This is a genomic window from Providencia sp. PROV261 (assembly GCF_028477945.1).
Classification (GTDB): Bacteria; Pseudomonadota; Gammaproteobacteria; order Enterobacterales; family Enterobacteriaceae; genus Providencia; species Providencia stuartii.
In genome coordinates this window covers 1-2,952 of sequence record NZ_JAMPMC010000081.1, presented here as the reverse complement: position 1 = coordinate 2,952, position 2,952 = coordinate 1, and the positions used below count along the sequence as shown (strand labels likewise).

Annotated in this window: 3 protein-coding genes; all 3 read right to left on the bottom strand. The window is 55.6% G+C overall.

From position 1 onward, the window contains the following. Nucleotides 1-106: 106 nt before the first annotated feature. The 3 genes from PR675_RS20550 to sul2 are packed head-to-tail and all read right to left on the bottom strand — an operon-like array spanning nucleotide 107 to nucleotide 2,622. Nucleotides 107-943 (bottom strand): aminoglycoside O-phosphotransferase APH(6)-Id, encoded by an 837-nt coding sequence (locus PR675_RS20550; RefSeq protein ID WP_000480968.1) that lies wholly within the window; start codon nucleotides 941-943, stop codon nucleotides 107-109. Further along, on the bottom strand, nucleotides 943-1,746 hold the full coding sequence (aph(3'')-Ib, locus tag PR675_RS20545; RefSeq protein WP_001082319.1) for an aminoglycoside O-phosphotransferase APH(3'')-Ib: 804 nt from the start codon (nucleotides 1,744-1,746) through the stop codon (nucleotides 943-945). The genes PR675_RS20550 and aph(3'')-Ib overlap by 1 nt, the downstream gene beginning before the upstream one ends. 60 nt (nucleotides 1,747-1,806) lie before the next feature. Further along, nucleotides 1,807-2,622, bottom strand: a complete 816-nt coding sequence (gene sul2 / locus PR675_RS20540) for a sulfonamide-resistant dihydropteroate synthase Sul2 (protein ID WP_001043260.1) — start codon at nucleotides 2,620-2,622, stop codon at nucleotides 1,807-1,809. Between the last annotated feature and the right edge of the window lie 330 nt (nucleotides 2,623-2,952).

Below are 2,952 nucleotides of genomic sequence, written 5' to 3'. Positions count from 1 at the left end.
GGGGTCGTTTGCGGGAAGGGGCGGAATCCTACGCTAAGGCTTTGGCCAGCGATATTCTCCGGTGAGATTGATGTGTTCCCAGGGGATAGGAGAAGTCGCTTGATATCTAGTATGACGTCTGTCGCACCTGCTTGATCGCGGCCGCGATAGCTAGATCGCGTTGCTCCTCTTCTCCATCCGCGTTCCAAGCTGCGGAAAGGCACCCATAAGCGTACGCCTGGTCGAGCAGGCGACGCGGATCGACGTCCAGCGCACGAGAGAATGCGTCCGCCATCTGTGCAATGCGTCTAGGATCGAGACAAAGGTCGTCTCTGTCAGCCGGATCGTAGAACATATTGGCGGCGCCAAAGCCCACTTCACCGACCAGACCGACGGGATCTATCACCAGCCAGCCGCGACTGGAGAACATGATGTTTTCATGATGCAGATCGCCATGTAGCCCACGCAGTTCCGAGGCATTGCTCATCATTTGATCGGCTATAATCGCCGCGTGGACGTAGTCAGTTTGACAACCTGCGTTTTGATCATCGCGCGCCCGCTGAAACAAAGCTGCAAAGCGATCCCGGATCGGGAGAAGGGCAGAAGGCAGGGGTTCCTCAGATGCGGCATACAGCTTCGCCATTAGTTCCGCTGCAATTTCGGTCGCCTGGTAGTCGCCGTGCTCGGCAACGATGTGAGAGAGCATTCGCTCCCCGGCATATTCGAGCAACATCAGATTGTTCTCACGACCGAGCAACCGGACTGCTCCCCTCCCATTGCGCCATACCAGATAGTCGGCCCCGCGCAGTTCATCAGCAATGTCTTCTATAGGTTTCAATCCCTTGACGATTGCAGGAGTCCCGTCTGGCAATGAAACTTTCCAAACGAGGCTGGAAAAGGTGTCCGCAATGAGAACAGGTTGCGAAACGTGCCAATGAGCAGGAAAAACAGGCGGCATGAACATCAACCCCAAGTCAGAGGGTCCAATCGCAGATAGAAGGCAAGGCGTTCGCGGTCGGGGGCTTCGATCCCCAATACATTGAATAGGACAGCGAAGGCGCGCTCTGCTTCATCTGGCGCTGCCCAGTTCTCTTCGGCGTTAGCAATCATGAGTGCCAAATCGGCATAGCGATCTGCTGTTCCGAGCCGCCCAAGGTCGATCAGACCCGTGCATTGAAGAGTTTTAGGGTCCACCATGAAGTTCGGCATGCAGGGATCACCATGGCAAACAACCATATCGGTGCGCTCTTGGTCGAGCCGCACCGGTAGCTCTCGTTCGACACGAGCCAAAAGATCGAGCTGCGGCGTACTCTTGTCCTCGTCCGGTAAGAAGTCGGGATTGACGGCATTGCGGGACACCACATCAACGGCGCGTCCGAACATTCGCGACAGCCTGCGCTCAAACGGACATTGATCAACCGATAGGCTGTGAACAGCGCCAAGTTGCTGCCCCATTGACGGCCACGCTTTGAGCAAATCCGCTCCAGACAGATCAGCCGCCGGTACTCCCGGAATTGCCGTTATCACCAAGCATGCACCCTCCTGTTCCTCCTGCCAGTTGATGACCTCGGGGCAAGCCACACCTCGACCTTTGAGCCAAATGAGGCGGTCACGCTCTCCAGCGAGCTCACCGCGGCGGGAAGCAGGTGCGATTTTCGCGAAGGCATGCCCGTCACCACGTCGAAAAACAAAATCACCAGATTCTCCGCCTCTGACAGGCAACCAGTCAGAATGCGATTCACCAAAAAAAATATTAGTTCGATTCAATGGAGGTTCCTTCAGTTTTCTGATGAAGCGCGAATATAGAGAAATATCCCGAATGTGCAGTTAACGAATTCTTGCGGTTTCTTTCAGCGCCGCCAATACCGCCAGCCCGTCGCGCAAGGGGCGCGGCTCGTGTGTGCGGATGAAGTCAGCTCCACCTGCGGCGGCGGCAAGCTCTGCAGCGAGTGTCGCGGCCCCGACATCCCCCGGACCACGGCCTGTGAGCGCGCGCAGAAAGGATTTGCGCGAAACAGACAGAAGCACCGGCAAATCGAAGCGCAGCCGCAATTCATCGAACCGCGCCAGCACCGAGAGCGAGGTTTCGGGAGCAGCCCCCAGAAAAAACCCCATGCCGGGATCAAGGACAAGGCGGTTGCGTTTGATACCGGCACCCGTCAGCGCCGCGATGCGCGCGTCAAAGAACGCCGCAATGTGATCCATGATGTCGCCAGCGGGTGCCTCGCGCCGATCTGCCTGCCCGTCTTGCACCGAATGCATAACGACGAGTTTGGCAGATGATTTCGCCAATTGCGGATAGAACGCAGCGTCTGGAAAACCGCGAATATCATTGAGATAGGCCACACCACGCGACAAGGCATAGGCTTGCGTCGCGGGTTGATAACTGTCGAGCGAGACGGGAATGCCATCTGCCTTGAGCGCGTCCAGCACCGGCGCGATACGCGCGATTTCTGTGTCGGACGAAACAGGCGCGGCGTCGGGATTGCTGGATGCCGGACCGAGGTCGATCACATCTGCCCCCTCGGCCATCAGCTTACGCGCCTGCGCAATGGCTGCGTCTGGCGCCAGATACCGGCCTCCATCGGAGAAACTGTCCGAGGTTATGTTGACGATGCCGAAAATGATGAGCGATTTATTCATGGGGGCTTCTATAATAATAATAATCGAGCATGAGTCTCATACGGATGCTCGGGTCGAAAGGGAATCCCCAGGCGAGTAACCTGTTTGCGGTGATCCATTAGCTGCAGGAGCAGAATAGCATACATCTGGAAGCAAAGCCAGGAAAGCGGCCTATGGAGCTGTGCGGCAGCGCTCAGTAGGCAATTTTTCAAAATATTGTTAAGCCTTTTCTGAGCATGGTATTTTTCATGGTATTACCAATTAGCAGGAAAATAAGCCATTGAATATAAAAGATAAAAATGTCTTGTTTACAATAGAGTGGGATACAGACACGCTTGATATGTTTGGAGA